The sequence below is a fragment of the Sinorhizobium arboris LMG 14919 genome (assembly GCF_000427465.1).
Lineage (GTDB): Bacteria > Pseudomonadota > Alphaproteobacteria > Rhizobiales > Rhizobiaceae > Sinorhizobium > Sinorhizobium arboris.
Map to the genome: position 1 here is coordinate 2,624,790 of NZ_ATYB01000014.1, position 16,451 is coordinate 2,641,240.

General features: G+C 63.2%; 13 protein-coding genes, 1 other RNA gene and 1 pseudogene. 7 read left to right on the plus strand and 8 right to left on the minus strand.

The window, feature by feature from the left end:
* Window positions 1–101 precede the first annotated feature (101 nt).
* The 5 genes from SINAR_RS0124050 to SINAR_RS1000000136860 form a co-directional block, all read right to left on the minus strand.
* A complete protein-coding gene (locus SINAR_RS0124050) occupies window positions 102–3,278 on the minus strand; it encodes an efflux RND transporter permease subunit (RefSeq protein ID WP_028001451.1) in 3,177 nt (1,058 codons plus the stop codon).
* A complete protein-coding gene (locus SINAR_RS0124055) occupies window positions 3,275–4,432 on the minus strand; it encodes an efflux RND transporter periplasmic adaptor subunit (protein WP_028001452.1) in 1,158 nt (385 codons plus the stop codon). The genes SINAR_RS0124050 and SINAR_RS0124055 overlap by 4 nt, the downstream gene beginning before the upstream one ends.
* A gap of 307 nt (window positions 4,433–4,739) precedes the next feature.
* Window positions 4,740–5,564, minus strand: coding sequence for a TIGR00282 family metallophosphoesterase (locus SINAR_RS0124060; protein ID WP_028001453.1), 825 nt, complete (start codon window positions 5,562–5,564; stop codon window positions 4,740–4,742).
* Window positions 5,565–5,671: 107 nt separating this feature from the next.
* Window positions 5,672–6,253: a 5-formyltetrahydrofolate cyclo-ligase gene (locus SINAR_RS0124065; protein ID WP_028001454.1), complete on the minus strand. Its 582-nt coding sequence runs from the start codon at window positions 6,251–6,253 to the stop codon at window positions 5,672–5,674.
* Entirely contained in the window at window positions 6,243–6,506 is a 264-nt protein-coding gene (locus SINAR_RS1000000136860) for a hypothetical protein (protein ID WP_028001455.1), read from the minus strand. The genes SINAR_RS0124065 and SINAR_RS1000000136860 overlap by 11 nt, the downstream gene beginning before the upstream one ends.
* A 303-nt stretch (window positions 6,507–6,809) precedes the next feature.
* On the opposite strand from SINAR_RS1000000136860, the pseudogene SINAR_RS0124080 reads away from it, so the two are divergent.
* A pseudogene (locus SINAR_RS0124080) lies at window positions 6,810–7,601 on the plus strand (LysR family transcriptional regulator); the annotation flags it as partial.
* A 90-nt stretch (window positions 7,602–7,691) separates the two neighbouring features.
* On the opposite strand, the gene ssrS reads toward SINAR_RS0124080, so the two are convergent.
* The 3 genes from ssrS to SINAR_RS0124090 form a co-directional block, all read right to left on the minus strand.
* Window positions 7,692–7,850: non-coding RNA, 6S RNA (gene ssrS, locus SINAR_RS1000000135740), on the minus strand.
* Window positions 7,851–7,932: 82 nt separating this feature from the next.
* On the minus strand, window positions 7,933–8,310 hold the full coding sequence (locus SINAR_RS0124085) for a cell division protein ZapA (RefSeq protein WP_028001457.1): 378 nt from the start codon (window positions 8,308–8,310) through the stop codon (window positions 7,933–7,935).
* A 12-nt stretch (window positions 8,311–8,322) separates the two neighbouring features.
* A complete protein-coding gene (locus SINAR_RS0124090) occupies window positions 8,323–8,592 on the minus strand; it encodes a DUF4164 domain-containing protein (RefSeq protein ID WP_003535987.1) in 270 nt (89 codons plus the stop codon).
* Between the two features lie 395 nt (window positions 8,593–8,987).
* Between SINAR_RS0124090 and tkt the strand changes: the two genes are divergently transcribed.
* The 6 genes from tkt (at window position 8,988) to SINAR_RS0124120 (ending at window position 16,439) form a co-directional block, all read left to right on the plus strand.
* Window positions 8,988–10,970, plus strand: a complete 1,983-nt coding sequence (gene tkt / locus SINAR_RS0124095; protein ID WP_028001458.1) for a transketolase — start codon at window positions 8,988–8,990, stop codon at window positions 10,968–10,970.
* 69 nt (window positions 10,971–11,039) lie between these two features.
* Window positions 11,040–12,050: a type I glyceraldehyde-3-phosphate dehydrogenase gene (gene gap, locus SINAR_RS0124100; protein ID WP_028001459.1), complete on the plus strand. Its 1,011-nt coding sequence runs from the start codon at window positions 11,040–11,042 to the stop codon at window positions 12,048–12,050.
* 5 nt (window positions 12,051–12,055) lie between these two features.
* Window positions 12,056–12,646: a putative glycolipid-binding domain-containing protein gene (locus tag SINAR_RS0124105; RefSeq protein WP_028001460.1), complete on the plus strand. Its 591-nt coding sequence runs from the start codon at window positions 12,056–12,058 to the stop codon at window positions 12,644–12,646.
* Window positions 12,646–13,845 (plus strand): phosphoglycerate kinase, encoded by a 1,200-nt coding sequence (locus tag SINAR_RS0124110; protein WP_028001461.1) that lies wholly within the window; start codon window positions 12,646–12,648, stop codon window positions 13,843–13,845. The genes SINAR_RS0124105 and SINAR_RS0124110 overlap by 1 nt, the downstream gene beginning before the upstream one ends.
* Window positions 13,846–14,316: 471 nt before the next feature.
* Complete coding sequence (locus SINAR_RS0124115) at window positions 14,317–15,342, plus strand: class I fructose-bisphosphate aldolase (protein ID WP_028001462.1); 1,026 nt, start codon at window positions 14,317–14,319, stop codon at window positions 15,340–15,342.
* Between the two features lie 179 nt (window positions 15,343–15,521).
* A complete protein-coding gene (locus SINAR_RS0124120; protein ID WP_028001463.1) occupies window positions 15,522–16,439 on the plus strand; it encodes a PhzF family phenazine biosynthesis protein in 918 nt (305 codons plus the stop codon).
* Window positions 16,440–16,451 lie beyond the last annotated feature (12 nt).

Consider the following 16,451-nt stretch of genomic DNA (forward strand, 5'->3'; position numbering starts at 1 on the left):
ATCAGCGGAAGGCAGGATCATTCAAGGTCGCGATCGCGTCCAGCGTCCAATGCCCGGCCGCCGCTCACAATCGCGTCATTGCGGCACCACGGGACCCTCGATCACTCGCCCGGCGCCGGCACCGGGTCGGCCGCCGGAGCCCGCTTCCGGCGGAACGAGCGCAGGGCCACGTAGAAGACCGGCGTCAGGAACAGGCCGAGGAAAGTCACACCGAGCATGCCGGAGAAAACCGCCGTTCCGAGGGACTGGCGCATTTCGGCGCCGGGCCCCGTCGCGATGACCAGCGGCACGACGCCGAGGATGAAGGCGAACGCGGTCATCAGGATCGGACGCAGCCTGAGCCGGCTCGCATCGATCGCCGCCTCGATCGGCGTCTTACCCTCCTCCTCGCCCTGACGGGCGAATTCCACGATCAGGATCGCGTTCTTCGCGGCGAGGCCGATGAGGACGATGAGCCCGATCTGGGTCAACACGTTGTTGTCGAAACCCCGGATCGAAACGCCGAGAAGTGCTGCAAGAACGGCGAGCGGCACGATGAGGATAATCGCCAAAGGCAGCACCCAGCTCTCATATTGGGCGGCGAGCGCCAGGAAGACGAAGATCACCGAAAGCGCGAAGATGAAGGCCGCCGTATTGCCGGTCTGGCGCTCCTGCAGGGCGAGCTCGGTCCATTCGAAGGTGGTGCCCTGCGGCAGCATCTGACCTGCAAGCGCCTCCATCCTGTCGAGTGCGCTGCCCGTCGAGATGCCCGGCGCGGGATTGCCCTGAAGAGGAACCGAGACGTACATGTTATAGCGCTGGACCAGCGCCGGTCCGCTCATGTCGCGGATCTCGACCAGGGTGCCGAGCGGCACCAGAGCGCCTGTGGCGGAACGGACCTTGAGCGCAAGTATGTCCTCCCGCTCCAGCCGGAATTGCTGGTCGGCCTGGGCACGCACCTGGTAGACGCGTCCGAAGGCGTTGAAATCGTTGACGTATGAGGTTCCCAGATTGATCGAGAGCGTCTCGAAGATATTGGGAATCGGCACGTTCAGCGCCCGCGCCTTGTCGCGGTCGATCGCCAGGAAGAACTGCGGGCTGGAGGCCGAGAAGGTGGTGAAGACGCCGGTCAATCCCTCCGTCTGGTTGGCCGCACCCATCATCTGGTAGGCGAGCCCCAGCGCGCGGCGCATGTCGGCGCTCTGGCGGTCCATGATCTGCATCTTGAATCCGCCCGAGTTGCCGATGCCCCGCACGGATGGCGGAGGAACCGCGATGATGAAAGCCTCCTGTATGCCTTGCATCGCGCCGAATATCTGGCCGATGATCTGTTCCGCGCTCTGATTATGCTCGAGCCGCTCCTCGAAACTGTCGAAGGGGGTGAAGATCACGCCGGAATTGGACGCATTGGTGAAGGTCGCACCGCTGAAGCCGGCGAAGGCGACCGCATCCTTGACCCCCGGCACCTCCCGGATCATCTCCGAGGCCCGGCGAACGACGGTATCGGTGCGTTCTAGCGACGCGCCGTCCGGAAGCTGAACCACGACGATGGCGTAACCCTGGTCCATCGTCGGTATGAAGCCTCGGGGCACGACCTGCGCCATGTACCAGGTGGCTCCGAGAAGAGCGACGAAGACGGCGAGCGCGCCGGCCAGCGCGATCCGCGTCTTGACGAGGTGGCGCACTGTCCACGCATAACCATCGGCCATGCGGTCGAAGCCGCGGTTGAAGCCGTTGGCGAAGCCTCGCCCAAGCCGCGTCAGCGGATTGCGGCTCTCGTGCTCATGGTTCTCGTGCGGCCGCAAGAGAATCGCTGCGAGTGCCGGCGAGAGCGTCAGAGAGTTGATTGCGGAAATCACCGTCGCGACGGCGATCGTCACCGCGAACTGGAGGTAGAATTGCCCCGAAATACCGGGAATGAAAGCGGTCGGCACGAAGACCGCAGTCAGAACGAGCGAGATCGCGATGACTGCGGCACCCACTTCGTCCATCGTCACATGCGCCGCCTCCCGGGGCGTCAGCCCTCGTGCGAGATTGCGCTCGACGTTCTCGACCACGACGATCGCATCGTCGACGACGATGCCGATCGCGAGCACCAGGCCGAACAGCGTCAGCATGTTCAGCGAAAAACCGAACGCATAGAGCAGCGCGAAGGTGCCGACGAGCGACACGGGGATGGCCACGATGGGAATGACGGCCGTTCGCCAGGACTGCAGGAATATGATCACGACGAGAGCGACGAGGAGCGCCGCCTCTCCGATCGTCTTGTAGACCTCGTTGATGGATTCCGAGATGAATTCCGTCGGGTTGTAGATGATCCTGTATTCGAGCCCCTCGGGAAAGTCCCGCGAAAGGTCCGCCATCGTAGCCTGGATCGCATCGGCAGCGGCGAGCGCATTGCTGCCGGGGCGAGAAAAGATGCCGAGCGCGACGGCGGGGCTGCCGTTGAGATAGCTGTTCGTCACGTATTCGCGCGCACCGAGTTCGATGCGGGCGACGTCCTGCAATTGCACGAGCCTGCCTTCGTCCGTCGCTTTTACAATGACGTAGCGGAACTGCCGGGCATCGCTGAAGCGGCCGTCGGTGGTCACCGTATATTGGAAAGCGGTGTCGCTCGACATCGGCGGACCACCGATCGACCCGCCCGAGACCTGGACGTTCTGCTGGCGCAGCGCCTCCACGACATCGCCGGCGGTCATGCCGTAGGCGGAGAGTTTCTGCGGGTCGAGCCAGACGCGCAAGGCGTATTCGCGTTCGCCGAAGAGAAGAACGTCGCCGACCCCGTCGAGCCTCACCAGGATGTCGCGGATGCGCGTGCGGGCGTAATTCGAGACGTAGAGCTGGTCGTAGCGGTCGGTCGGCGAGAGCAGGTGAACGACCATCATCAGGTCCGGCGAGCTCTTCGTCGTAGTGACGCCGATGCGCCGGACCTCTTCCGGGAGCCTGGGCTCGGCGATGGAGACACGATTCTGCACCAGCACCTGCGCCTGGTCGAGATCGGTCCCCAGCTTGAAGGTGATCGTCAGCGCCATCGAGCCGTCCGCGGTGGAGTAGGACGACATGTAGAGCATGTTCTCGACGCCGTTGATTTCCTGCTCGAGCGGGGTGGCGACGGTATTGGCGACGGTCTCCGCATCCGCGCCCGGATAGGAGGCGCGCACGACGATGGTGGGCGGCGCGATTTCAGGATATTGCGCCACCGGAAGCTGGAAATAGGCGATGCTGCCGACGATGAGCAGAACGATCGAGAGCACCGATGCGAAGATCGGCCGATCGACGAAAAAATGCGCGAACCTCATTGGGCATTCTCCGCCGATTGCGCAGCCTCGGGAGGCAGAACGATCAGTTCGGGCTTTACCTTCACGCCTGGCCGCACGCGCATGAGGCCATTCACGACGATCGTCTCGTCCCCCATCATGCCGCTTCGGATGACCCGGTAGCCGTGGAGCCGCGGCCCGAGGCGCACGGGCTTGCTTGCGACGCTGCCGTCCTCGCCGACCACATAGACGATGCGCTCGTTCTGGTCGGCGGCGATCGCCTCGTCGGGCACCAGGACGGCCTGATAGGTGTTCGAGCCCTCGACTTCCACACGCCCGAAGAGCCCGGGCTGCAGGACGAAATCAGGATTGGCAAACCGGGCGCGCACACGCATCGTGCCCGTCTCTTCGTCGACCCGGTTCTCCGCGAAATCGAGCTTGCCTTCGAAAGGCCGCTCATTGGCGTCGGCGATCGTCACGTGTACCGAAAGCGCGCCGGCTCCTTCCTGCAGCGCACTGCCGCGTTCCCGAGCCGTGCGGGCATAGGAAAGCAGCCGCCGCTCGTCTACGTCGAAATAGAAATCGATCGGGTCGAGCGAGACGATCGTCGTCAGGACCGTCTCGTCCGCCTGGACGAGGTTGCCCGGAGAAATGAGGCGCCGGTCGACGCGGCCAGTCAGCGGCGCGGTGATGGTCGTATAGTCGAGGTCGAGCCTGGCTCGCTCCACCGCCGCCTCGGCGCCGCGAACATTCGCCTGCGCGGCGATCAGCGCCCTGCGGTCATCGTCGAGCCGGGACAGGGAAAGCGTGCCCGAATTGGCAAGCGATTCCGTTCGCTTGAAGGTGGTCTCTGCAAAGACGAGCGTCGAGCGCGCGGCCGCGAGCGAGGCCTCGGCCTGAGACAGGGCTGTGCGGAACGGCCGCTGGTCGATGACGAAGAGCTTGTCGCCCTTCTTCACGATGGCACCGTCGGTAAAGAAGACCTGATCGAGATAACCTCCGACCCGCGCACGGATCGAAACCTCATCGACCGCCTGGAAGCGGCCGATGAATTCGTCGGCGTCGACGACGTCGCGCACCACCGGCTTGGCGACGGTCACCGTCGGCATCTGCGCATCCTGCGCACCTGCGGGCATCGAGATAAGAAGGGAGACGAAAACGCCGGCGACGGCCGGCAGACGCCATTTTCGCAACATGCACGCTCTCCAGGTACCTGAACATCAGATCGCCGTCGCCCGGGACTGGTCGGCGCGGCGACATTTCGAGCCGGAACCTTGCGCTCCGGTTGCACTACTGCGAGATGAGGGAAAGTTTGGGCGCTTCCGCCCGCATCCCGCTTCACCGATTAGGCATGGAAACTTGCGAATAGCGGCCGCGTGCACTGCGGCTCTCATTTTGGTCGCTAACCTGCCACCATTTGACAGGTCTGTCACCCTGGAAAAAAGACACTCCGGCACAGGCCGCACTGCAGGATGCATGCGGAGAAACGGAAAACTCTGCCGCTCAAGCCCAGAACTGCGGGATCGTCTCCGCGAGGCGCGGACCTATCCTGAGCGGCGCGATTTTCTCCGCCAGCCCCGTCCGGTCCGAAATCTCGATCCCGACGCCGCAGATGGTAGCCGGGCCCGATGCCGCTTCGAAGCGGCCCTTGGGCATCTTCGAAATGAACCGGTTGAGCGGCTCTTCCTTGTCCATGCCCAAGGAGGAGTCGTAGTCGCCGCACATGCCGGCATCGCTCATATAGCCGGTGCCGCCGTTGAGTATCTGATGGTCGGCAGTGGGCACATGCGTGTGCGTGCCTACGACCAGGCTGGCACGGCCATCGACGAAGTGACCGAAACACTGCTTCTCGCTCGTCGCCTCCGCGTGGAAATCGAAGACGACCGCATCCGCCTGTTCGCCAAGCGGACAGGCATCGAGGATCGCCTCGGCCGTCTTGAAGGGATCGTCGAGTTCGGGATGCATGAAGACCCGCCCCATGACATTGGCGACCAGAACGCGGGCGCCGTTTCGGGCGAAGAAGAGATTGGAGCCGCGACCCGGCGTGCCCGCAGGGTAGTTCGCCGGCCGCAGGAACTGATCGTGCCGCTCGCAGAAGACCACCGCTTCTTTCTGGTCCCAGACGTGATTGCCGGTTGTCACCACGTCGGCACCGGCGCTGATCGTCTCGAGAAAGATGTCCTCGGTGATGCCGAACCCTCCGGCAGCGTTCTCGCCATTGACGATGACGAAGTCGAGCTTCAGGTCGCTCACGAGCCCGGGGAGGCGCTCCCAGACGGCCGTGCGGCCGGTCTTGCCGACCATATCCCCCAGAAACAGAAGTCGCATGCCATACAATCCCGCTTGGACCAGGGCAATCTGGATCGACTCCAAATCATGCACCTGGTCGGTTCCATGAATTTAAGCAGGATATGGCGGAATCCGCGCAAATTTCCTCATCCCGCTCTGAAATGCCGAAAACCGCTCTCCGTCAATACGGCGTCCAGCGCCACGTCGTGCGGTTCCGCCGGCACTGATGCCACTTCCTGGCAGTCGAATGCAATCCCGATCAAACGCGGCATGTGGCCTTTGCGACGCAGCCGTTCGATCGCCCGATCATAGTAGCCGGCGCCATAGCCGATGCGATGGCCCAGAGCATCGAAGGCCGAAAGAGGCACAAGCATGATGTCCGGATCGACTTCCGGCGCGTCCGGACCCGGACCGGTGGTTCCGAAGCCGGTTTCGACGACGGCGATGCCGTCGAGCAGTTCCCGGAAAACGATGGCCTTCTTGTCCAGGATAACCGGCAGGCAGAGGCGCGCACCGCGATCCCTGAGCCGCACCATCAGCGGCCGGATATCGGCTTCCGACCGGATCGGCCAGAAGCCCGAGACGACGTGGCCGGGATCGAGCGCGATGACGTCGCCGGCATGATCGGCCATTGCAAGGCTCGCCTCGATCCGCACTTCCGCCGGCATCGCATCGCGGAGCGCCAGACGCTCCTTCCTCAATGCTGCCTTCAAATCCTTAGGTGACATCGAACATCCTTCCGGGCAGACCGTGCCGCTTTACACCGATCAGCAGGCCCATGCATAACGCAAAACCGCCTTCGGCCAAAACCGTGAAGCCGCCGCTTTCGCAATGCTTCGCGACGTCATTCGCGTATCGCAGAACTTTTTGGTGATGCCCAGCGCCACGCCGGCGCGCCGTCGATGCAACGGATTTGTGGAGTTTTTCCTGAGACTGGACGCCGACTTCACAGCATCCAGTGCCGGTGCCGAGCGGCTTCACGCTGACGACCGGCCTCCTCGTGTCCCAGGCGATACGTGTCCGGGATAACTGCGTCTGCCAGAAGATGCGGATCGCCGCGACGGCTTACGACCGCCCATTGCATATGAAGGACGAACCCAAGCCGCCAGCGCGCAATGGCCGTCGCAAGCAACGGAGAAATTCGCGTGACGGGACGTGCTGGCGCGACGAGAACGGGCATGGCGAAACCCTCCGGGAAAACGACAGCCGATCTTCTTCCCTTCGTTGACATCTGACAAATGAATTGCAACCATGGTTATCATCAGGTTTTCTTATGGCGACGATATGTCAGCTCCCCTCGACAGCGATCTGCTCAGAACCTTTCTGGCGGTTGCCGACACAGGCAACCTGACGCGGGCCGGAGACACGGTGCGACGAACGCAATCGGCCGTCAGCATGCAGATCCGCAAGCTCGAGGATCTCATCGGCTCGGCGCTCTTCGAGCGCCATTCGCGCGGCGTCATACTGACCGATGAAGGCCGGCGCCTCATCGACAACGCACGCCGCATCGTGGCCCTTCTCGACGACACTGCAGCGGCCATGCGATCGCCGGCTCTCGACGGTTCGGTCCGGATCGGAATTTCGGAGGAGTATGTCAACTCCGCCCTGCCGAAGGCGTTAGGCGCCTTTGCCGCGGTTCATCCGGGCGTGGAAGTGACGGTGCAACAGGAAACCTCGATGTCGAACCTGGCAGCGCTCGCGGCCGGAGAAATCGACATCGCCGTTGTCTTCGAGCCGGGCGGCCGCAGCCGGAACGAGGTCCTGACGGTGGACCCTACGGTCTGGGTGACTTGCGATCAGCACGGCGCGCATGAGCGGCAACCGGTGCCGATCGCGACCTATACATATGCTGAAGGTGGCTGGTGCGACGATCTGGCCATGCGGAGCCTGAAAAGCCGCGGCATGGAATGTCGTATCGCTTATGTGAGCCGCACGAGCGGCGGCCTGATCGCCGCCGTCGTTTCGGGTCTCGCCATAGCACCCTTGTCGCGAAGCGCCATACCGTCCGGCTGCCGCGAACTCACCGAAGACGACGGCTTCGGCATCGTCGACATGTCGAACGTCGTATTGCGGACGAGGCGCGGGAACCGGTCGCCGACGGTCGATGCGATGGCGGATGCCATACGCCGCGCCTTTCGGGCACCGATCGATAAGGAGAAAGAAGAAGCGCGATCCACAACGACCGATGGATGATTTACGATCCCGGGTACCTACTAGGTAGGTGGGCACCGTATGCCCGGACCCACGAGTCCGGCCAGGGACAGTTCCCTTGAGATCGTGTATGGCCCCGGGGATTGTGGTTCCTGTCGGGAAGCGCAGACCGCGCGGCAGATATAGAACGTCCCAGGGCGTTTCGCCAGAGGAAGACGCGTGGAGCTGCACAAATTTCCGGAGCCCGGATCGGCGCTCAGTTTGCCGGGCTGGTCGTCCGCCCGCTGAGCTTGGCGGTGATATCCTGAATCTGCGCCGTCACCTCGCCGAGCGCCGAGGCGAACGCCTCCTCGTTTCTCGCCTGGTCCGAAAGCGCGGAATCGCGGCCGCTCTTCAATTCGTTCACCTCGATCTCGAGGCTCTTCAGCCGGCGATTGACCTCGCTCAGCTCGTCCATGACCATGATGCCCGCCATGACGGTGATCCTGAGGTCCCCTATTTCGCCGAACTGGCCCTTCAGGTGGCTGACATACTGATCGAACCTGGCTGCGAGATCGCCGAGATGATCTTCCTGCCCTTCCTCGCAGGCCATGCGGTAGGCCTTGCCGTCGATCGTTACCGTTACCTGCGCCATATGTTCAGAACCTCAGCGATCCAGCACCGCACGAATGGTCTCCATGGCCGTCACGAGACGGCGGGATACCTCGCGATTGACCTCTTCCAACCGGTTGGCGCGAAATTGGGATTGATCGAGTTCCTGCGCCAGCCGCGACCGGTCCTCATTGACCCGCCTGACCTCGCCTTCGAACTCGCTCACGTCCCTTTCCTTGTCGAAGCGGCCGTCGATCGCGATTTCAAGTGACTGAACCGCGTTGCGCAACTCGTCGATCGCCGCCTTGACCGTCTTTGCCGGCATGTCTTCCGATACCTCTCTAGGGAAGGGGCCCGCCCTCCCTAAAACAAAGCGCAGGAGCCTTGCGCCCTGCCCGAGCGCACCTTGCTCCAAAGCCGAATCGCGGAACATTCGCCATTTCGGCCCTTTTCTTTTTAAACCGATTACGCAAGTCTCAACAATGCCAACGGCGGTGATGATGAGCGGAAGCTGTGGATCGTCTATCCCGGCCCGCAAATGGCCTCTTCTGCGTGGCAGTATTGCCTTCGCAGGCACTGCGTGCAGTTGCGCCGCATTTCGTCGCGGAGGGCCTGTGTTTATTGACTCGCACCGCGCACCTGCTATGTGTCTGCCGCTTCTCACGCGGTCTTTGGAGGATAGAGACCGTCCCCTGACCACCGAACGCAAACGGAACAGTCATGATCTCTCGCGAAAAACACGACCGGATGGCGAATGCAATCCGTTTCCTCTCCATGGACGCCGTCGAGAAGGCAAATTCCGGCCACCCTGGCCTCCCGATGGGCGCCGCCGATATCGCAACGGTGCTGTTCACCCGCTATCTGAGCTTCGACCCGAAAAACCCCTCCTGGCCGAACCGTGACCGCTTCGTCCTGTCGGCCGGCCACGGGTCGATGCTCCTCTATTCGCTGCTCTATCTCACCGGCTACGACGACATCACCATCGACGAGATCAAGAACTTCCGCCAACTGGGGTCGCGCACGGCCGGCCACCCGGAATACGGCCATGCCGCCGGCATCGAGACGACCACCGGGCCGCTCGGCCAGGGGATCGCCAATGCGGTTGGCATGGCGATCGCCGAGCGCAAGCTGCGCGAGGAGTTCGGCAGCGATCTGATGGAGCATTACACCTATGTGCTCGCCGGCGACGGCTGCCTGATGGAAGGTGTGAGCCAGGAGGCCATCGCCCTTGCCGGGCACCTGAAGCTCAACAAGCTGATCGTCTTCTGGGACGACAACAACATCTCGATCGACGGTCCGATCTCCATCGCCGACTCGACCGATCAGCACGCCCGTTTCCGCGCCTGCAAATGGCATACGATCGCCATCGACGGCCATGATCCGGAAGCGATCGCCGCCGCGATCGAGGAGGCTCAGAAATCCGACAAGCCGACCATGATCGCCTGCAAGACCGTGATCGGCTTCGGTGCGCCGAACAAGGCCGGCACGCATAAGGTCCACGGCTCACCGCTCGGCGCCGAGGAAATCGCCGCCACCCGCAAGGCGCTCGGCTGGGAAGCCGAAGCTTTCACGGTTCCCTCGGACGTGCTCGACGCCTGGCGGATTGCCGGCCTGCGGTCGGCCAAGGCGCGCAAGGAGTGGGAAGAGCGGCTCGAAGCCGCCGAGGCGGAAAAGAAGGCCCATTTCGTCCGCCGTTTCTCCGGCGAACTCGAAGGCAGCCTCGCCTCCGCGATCGGCGCCTACAAGCAGAAGCTCGCCGAGACCAAGCCGTCGCCGGCAACCCGCAAGGCCTCGGAGGACGCGCTGGAAGTCATCAACGGCGTGCTTGCCGAGACGATCGGCGGCTCCGCCGACCTGACCGGCTCCAACAATACCAAGACGAGCCAGACCCATTCCATCACCCCGGACGATTTCTCCGGCCGCTATATTCACTACGGTGTGCGTGAGCACGGCATGGCCGCAGCGATGAACGGCATGGCGCTGCATGGCGGTCTCATTCCCTATTCCGGCGGCTTCCTGATCTTCTCGGATTACTGCCGCCCCTCCATTCGCCTTGCCGCCCTCATGGGCATCCGCGTCATCCATGTGCTGACGCACGATTCCATTGGTCTCGGCGAGGACGGGCCGACCCATCAGCCGATCGAACACATGGCCGCGCTTCGGGCCATCCCGAATCTGCTGATGTTCCGCCCCGCGGATGCGACGGAGACCGCCGAATGCTGGCAGCTGGCCCTGGAAAACCGCAAGCGTCCCTCCGGTCTCGCACTCACCCGCCAGAACCTGATGGCGGTGCGCACGGAATACGAGGAACAGAACCTCTGCGCCCGAGGCGCCTATGACCTGATCTCCGCAAGCGATGCGCAGGTGACGATTTTCGCTACCGGGTCGGAGGTCGAGATCGCCGTCAAGGCCTGCCAGACGCTGACGGCCAAGGGCATCGCGACGCGCGTCGTCTCCGTCCCCTGCTTCGAGCTCTTCGCCGAGCAGAGCGAGGACTATCAGCAGGCGATTATCGGCAATTCCCCGGTGAAGATCGCCGTCGAAGCCGGCATCCGCCAAGGTTGGGATCACTTCATCGGCAATGATGGCATCTTCATCGGCATGTCGAGCTTCGGGGCTTCCGGGCCCTACAAGGATCTCTACAAGCACTTCGGCATTACGCCGGAAGTCGTGGTTGCGTCCGCCGAAGCCAAGCTGTCCTGATCAAGCCTGGAGGACATTCCCGAATGCCCTCCTACCCACTACACGCATTCTGACAGGGAGAGACCCGATATGACAGTGAAAGTCGCCATTAACGGTTTTGGCCGCATCGGCCGCAACGTTCTCCGCGCCATCGTCGAATCCGGCCGCACGGACATCGAAGTCGTTGCCATCAACGACCTCGGCCCGGTCGAGACAAACGCTCATCTGCTGCGCTTCGATTCCATCCACGGCCGCTTCCCGGCCGACGTGAAGGTCGACGGCGACGCGATCGTCATCAATAACGGCAAACCGATCCGGGTGACCGCGATCCGCAATCCGGCAGAACTGCCGCACAAGGATCTCGGCGTCGACATCGCGATGGAGTGCACCGGCATCTTCACGGCCCGTGACAAGGCAGCCGCTCATCTGGAAGCCGGCGCCAAGCGGGTCATCGTCTCGGCCCCGGCCGACGGCGCGGACCTGACGGTCGTATACGGCGTCAACCACGACAAGCTGACGAAGGATCATCTCGTCATCTCCAACGCATCCTGCACGACCAACTGCCTGGTACCGGTCGCCAAGGTGCTGCACGACGCCATCGGCATCGATCACGGCATGATGACCACGATCCACTCCTACACGAACGACCAGCCGTCGCTCGACCAGATGCACAAGGATCTCTACCGTGCCCGCGCCGCGGCGCTGTCGATGATTCCGACGTCGACGGGTGCTGCCAAGGCGGTCGGCCTCGTGCTGCCGGAACTCAAGGGCAAGCTCGACGGTATCTCCGTGCGCGTGCCGACCCCGAACGTCTCGGTCGTCGACCTTAAGTTCGTTGCCAAGCGCGAGACCACCAAGGAAGAGATCAACGCCGCCATCAAGGCTGCCGCCGATGGTCCGCTCAAGGGCGTTCTCGGCTATACGCTTCAGCCGAACGTCTCGGTCGACTTCAACCATGACCCGCATTCCTCGGTCTTCCACATGGACCAGACCAAGGTGATGGAGGGCAAGTTCGTGTCGATCCTTTCCTGGTACGACAACGAATGGGGCTTCTCGAACCGCATGGCGGACACCGCGGTCGCCCTCGGCAAGCTCCTCTAAGAGCGATGTTCCGGCCCTTATCCTCAACGACGGTGCGCTGGCGCCCGCTCGGGGGGGAAGGGCTTGAACACCTGACGCTCAGGTCCGTGAACGCACCGCTCGGCGCGGCCATCCGCGCCGAAAGCGTTCTCATCGGCGAATCCGGCGGCAGGGCCTATGGCGTCCGCTACCGGATCGACTGCGATGCCGCCTGGCGCGTCTTTTCCTTTCTCATAGAAACGACCGAAGGGCAGAGACTGCACCTCATGTCCGACGGGCATGGCCATTGGCGTAGCGCCGACGGAACGGCATTGCCGCAATTCGGTGGCTGCATCGATATCGACCTCGCCGGCACGCCCTTCACAAACACGCTGCCGATCCGTCGCCTGGGCCTCACCCGGCAATCCGGCACCACCAGGCTCAAAATGCTCTATGTGCCCTTCGACAGCTTCGAGCCGACGGTCGACGGGCAGCATTACACTTGCCTGGACGACGGCAGGCTCTACCGTTACGAGGCTGCGGATGACGGCTTCACGGCGGACCTGCCGGTGGACGAGGACGGCCTCGTCGTGGACTACCCTACCCTGTTCCAGAGACTATCACCGGAGACCATCTGATGACTTTCAAGACTCTCGACGACCTGACCGACATCGCCGGCAAGCGCGTCCTCGTGCGTGTCGACCTGAACGTTCCGGTCAAGGACGGCCAGGTGACGGACACCACCCGCATCGAGCGCGTGGCGCCGACCATTCGCGAGCTCTCCGAGAAGGGTGCGAAGGTCGTTCTGCTCGCGCATTTCGGCCGGCCCAAGGGCGAGCCGGTCGCCGACATGTCGCTGAAGGCGATCGCCTCCGCCGTCGAGGAGATCCTCGACCAGCGCGTCTATTTCGCGGCCGACTGCATCGGCGACAAGGCTGCCAACGCCATTGCCGAACTGAACGACGGGGAAGTGCTGCTGCTCGAGAACACCCGCTTTCACAAAGGCGAGGAGAAGAACGATCCAGACTTCGTGACGGCGCTTGCCGCCAATGGCGACGTCTATGTCAACGACGCCTTCTCCGCCGCGCATCGCGCCCACGCCTCGACCGAGGGGCTCGCCCATCATCTTCCCGCCTATGCCGGCCGCACCATGCAGGCGGAGCTTGAAGCGCTCGAGAAGGGACTCGGCAATCCGAAGCGTCCGGTCGTCGCGATCGTCGGCGGCGCCAAGGTCTCGACCAAGATCGACCTTCTGCAGAACCTCGTGAAGAAAGTCGACGCGCTCGTAATCGGCGGCGGCATGGCCAACACCTTTCTCGCGGCGCAAGGCGTCGATGTCGGAAAGTCGCTCTGCGAGCACGATCTTGCCGACACCGCCAAGGGTATCCTCGCGGCCGCCTCGGATGCGGGATGCGCGATCGTGCTTCCCGTCGACGGCGTCGTCGCCCGTGAGTTCAAGGCCGGCGCCGACAACGAGATCGTCGATATCAACGCCATCCCTGCAGACGCCATGGTGCTTGACGTCGGGCCGAAATCGATCGAGGTCATCAACGAATGGATCTCGCGCGCCGAAACGCTCGTGTGGAACGGACCGCTCGGCGCCTTCGAGATCGCGCCCTTCGACAGGGCGACCGTGGCAGCGGCGAAACACGCGGCAGCCCGCACGCGTGCAGGCTCGCTCGTCTCGGTCGCCGGTGGCGGCGATACGGTCGCAGCACTCAACCATGCCGAGGTCGCAGACGATTTCACCTATGTCTCGACCGCCGGCGGCGCCTTCCTCGAATGGATGGAAGGCAAGCCCTTGCCGGGTGTCGATATTCTCCGACAGCGGAACTGAGCGCCGCGGCCTCCGCCTCGGCATGTAAGGCGCGTCGCATTCAAATGACTCTTGCGATGCGCCACTTTCCTGCATGCGGCTCAACAGAGGCTCCCGGTGAGCGCCACCGGAGCACTTCCGGGGGCTGCGACGGTTTTCAATCCGGAAGTGCGTAGTCTCAAAGTGCTGCCGTTTCACTGCTTCAATGAACCGCTCTGACACTGGCAAGGTGACCCGGCGTTGCGCACCCGCCTTCTACGGGTGAGATGCAACTCCACGTCCGAGCCGACCCCATCCAAAATAATTACGATATTTCAAACGATTAAAATTATTTAAATCGTTTTAGCCCATTTTACTGCCATTTTCCCGCACAGTATCTTCTGTTATCGCGCCTTTGTTCCTGAGGTGCGAACGACGCTTTCGCGCCTCCAGATCGAGATGGGTTTCATTCGCTGTTCCGCTGGTGATCGGCGCTGTGTGTAGGAGAAAGACATGAGCGAAAGACTGGAAGATATTGCGGTTGCGATGGTCGCCAATGGCCGGGGCCTGCTTGCCGCCGACGAGTCGACCGCAACGATCAAGAAGCGCTTCGACAGCATCGGCCTGGAGTCCACCGAGACGTCGCGGCGCGACTATCGTGAGATGCTGCTGCGCTCGGACGATGCGATGCGCGAATATATCTCCGGCGTTATCCTCTACGAAGAGACGCTTTTCCAGAAGGCTGCCGACGGCACGCCCCTCGTCGACATCATTCGCAAGGCCGACTCGATCCCGGGCATCAAGGTCGATACCGGCGCCAAGCCAATGGCCCTTTTCCCCAACGAGACGATCACCGAGGGCCTTGATGGGCTCGCCGCCCGTCTTGCCAAATATTACGAGGCGGGCGCCCGCTTCGCCAAATGGCGCGGCGTGATCGCCATTTCCGACACCCTTCCGAGCCGGGGCGCGATCGAGGCCAATGCCCACGCGCTGGCCCGCTATGCTGCGCTCTGCCAGGAAGCGAAGATCGTGCCGATCGTGGAGCCGGAAGTGCTGATGGACGGCGCCCCGGGCGATCACTCGATCGAGCGCTCGGCGGAAGTGACCGAATGGGTCCTGCGCACCGTGTTCGAGGAACTCGGCGCGCTTCGCGTCGTGCTCGAAGGCATGATCCTGAAGCCGAGCATGGTGATCGACGGCAAGAAGGCGCGCAAAGCGTCCGCCGAGGAGGTCGCCGAACGCACTATCACGGTGCTGAAGCGCACCGTGCCGGCAGCCGTTCCCGGCATCGCCTTCCTCTCCGGCGGCCAGTCGACCGAAGAGGCGACGGCCCATCTTTCGGCGATGAATGCGACGCACGACCTCCCCTGGAAGCTCACCTTCTCCTATGGCCGCGCCCTGCAGCAGGAGGCGCTCAATGCCTGGGGCGGCAAGGCGGAAAACGTCGCCGCCGGCCAGCGCGCCTTCGCCCATCGCGCCAAGATGTGCAGCCTCGCCGCCAAGGGAAGCTGGACGAAGGATTTCGAAAGGGCCGCCTGAGCGCCGAACTGGTTAAAGGGGAGAGAGGAGAAGGCCCGGCGGCAGCGATGCCGCCGGGCCTTTTACACGCCCCGCGCGCCCCGCATGTCTCGACAATTGTCAGGGAGACAAGTTCGCTGTTTCGGCGGCGCCGGAGACGTCCTTAAATCTGTACGATCTCCTGCTGACCAGAGGACTCCATGAACAGCGTCTCCTTCGTTACCGTCGATGTCTTCACGGCCGAGCGTTTCGCCGGCAATCAGCTCGCAGTCATTCCTGATGCGCGGGGCTTGAGCGACGCCCGGATGCAGGCGATCGCGACCGAGTTCGGTTATTCCGAAGTCACCTTTGTCCTGCCGCCCGAAGATCCGGAGAACACTGCGCGCGTGCGCATTTTCACGCCGACGACCGAAGTGCCTTTTGCCGGCCATCCGAATGTCGGCACGGCCTTCGTGCTCGCCCGGCAAAAGGAAATCTTCGGCCGAAGGCCGGGCAACGCGTTGCGTTTCGAGGAAAAGGCGGGGCTGGTCGAGGTGAGCATTCTCGACCGTGACGGCCTCGTTACCGGCGCAAGGATCGTCGCCCCGCAGGCGCTGAGGATCGGTCCCGCCATAGACGCCGCGACGATTGCCGCCTGCGCATCGCTGCACCAGGACGATCTCGCCGCGGGGTCCCACCCACCGGTGCGCATTTCGGTCGGGCTGCCCTTCGCCGTCGCCGAGTTGCGCGACCTGGACGCCCTTTCGAAGGCGCGGCCGAACGTCTCGGCTTTCGAGGAGGCGAATGTCCGCTATCCGCTCGCGGAAGACAGTTTCAGCCTGTTTCTCTATGCGCGAACGCGCGAGCAGCCGTCGCATGTGAGGGCACGCATGTTCGCGCCGCTCGACAACGTCATCGAAGACCCGGCAACCGGCAGCGCTTCGGCGGCGCTCGGCGCTTACCTCGTTTCGCTGCTCCCCGAGCCCGACGCCGAGGTCGAACTCGTTATCGAGCAGGGCGTGGAAATGGGGCGCCGCAGCCTCATTACCGTCGGCGTCGACAAGCGGAACGGCGAAGTCCGAAAGGTCAGCGTCTCGGGCGATTGCGTTTCGGCGATGCGCGGCGAGATCGAGATCTGATCGCCGGATAGT